We start from the raw sequence: 1,642 nt of genomic DNA on the forward strand, positions 1-1,642 counted from the left end.
GGCGGGGGCCGCGGGCAGGCCCGGCGGGAGCGCTGTCCACCGGTCGACGACCGCGGCCAGCGCCGAGTCGTTGTCGGCCAGCGCCGCCCGCAGTTCAGCGAGCACCGCCTGGCGCTGCGGCGGACCCGTCACCGACGGGGCTCCCGCCTGCGCCGACGAGCCTCGCCCGGTCGAAGCCGGCACCGGCGGCGAGACCGGCAGCGGCGACGGCGCGGGCAAGGACAAAGACGCAGGCAGCGGCACAGAGGTAGGCAGCGGCACAGACGCAGGCAGCGGCACAGACGCAGGCAGCGGCGTCGGGGCCGGCGCCGCAGGCGCGGACGTCGACACGGCCGGCGCCGGGGGGGTGAGAGCCCTCACCGGTCGGTCGGCCCACGGGGCGAGCAGGTCCGCCGCGGCGGACTGCACGTCGGCGACCGTGACCTCGCCCAGCGCCCGAGGATGGTCACGCAGGTACTCCACGCCCAGGCCGGCGCCGGCCAGCGCGGACAGGGTGGAGGCGAGGCCGGCGGCGGTCGCGCTACCGAGCGCGAGCGTGCCCACCGCGTACTGGCGGGCCGCGTCGAGCTCCGCCTGGCTCGGCGCCAGCACCGCCAGGCGCCCGAGCTCGTAGAAGATCTCCACCAGGGCCGGCCCGGTCACCTCCGTGGCGACGTCCGCGGCGACGGTGAACCGCGAACCCACCTGGTAGTGGTCGATCGAGCTGCGCGGCGAGTAGGTGTAGCCCTTGTCCTCGCGGATGTTGTCGACGAGCCGGGAGCTGAAGTAGCCACCGAAGATCGTGCTGGCCAGGCGCTGGGCCGGTGCCCCGGGTGCGGACCGGGACAGCGCCGCCCCGCCGAGGCGGATGTTCGTCTGCACGGCGCCGGGCCGGTCCACGATGAGGATCGGGCCCAGGCCCAGCGGTGGCAGCACCGGCGCCGCGGCGGCCGTCCCGCCCGACCAGCCGCCGAGGGCCGAGGTGACCGCGGCCAACGCCCGCTCGGGGGTGATGTCGCCGACGAGGGTGAGGATGGCCCCGGCCGGGCCGACCCGCGCGGTGTGCAGGGCGCGCACGTCGCCCGACCCCACCTGGCCGACGATGTGGGGATCGGCGATGCCCGTCGCGTACGGGTGGTCGCCGAACAGGCGGGCGAGCAGGGCCTCCCGGGCGATGACCGTCGGCTGGCTGCGCGCCACGGCGGTGTCCTCGACGATCCGGTCCCGCTCGCCGGCGACCTCGTCGTCGGGGTAGGTCGCGCCCAGCAGGACGTCGGCCATGATCTCGAGCAGCGGTTCGAGGTTCGCCGCGAACGCGGAGCCCACGACGGCGAGCCGGTCGTGGTCGACGCCGGTGGACAGGGCGCCGCCGAGCCGCTGGACCTCGGTGGCCAGACCCACCCGGTCCAGCCGCGGCGAGCCGGTGAACAGGGTCTCCGCCAGCACCTCGGCGCGCGCGTGATGGTCGGCGCCGAGGCCGGCGAACGGGATGCGCAGGCGCACCTCGACGAGCGGCACCGACGTGCGCTCCACGACCAGCACCCGCAGGCCGTTGTCGAGCGTGCGGTCGGTGACCCCCGGCAGTTCCGCCGTTCGAGTTCACGGCGCTCCTCCGGCAGGTAGCCGGCGCGGTAGGCGGCCACCCGATCCGCGACGTCCGCCG

At 76.4% G+C, this 1,642-nt stretch carries 1 pseudogene; it reads right to left on the bottom strand.

The features are described from left to right. Positions 1 to 375: 375 nt before the first annotated feature. A pseudogene (locus tag MXD58_RS27160) lies at positions 376 to 1,563 on the bottom strand (M16 family metallopeptidase); the annotation flags it as partial. Between the last annotated feature and the right edge of the window lie 79 nt (positions 1,564 to 1,642).

This window comes from Frankia sp. AgKG'84/4, assembly GCF_023242965.2.
In the GTDB taxonomy this organism is placed as follows: domain Bacteria; phylum Actinomycetota; class Actinomycetes; order Frankiales; family Frankiaceae; genus Frankia.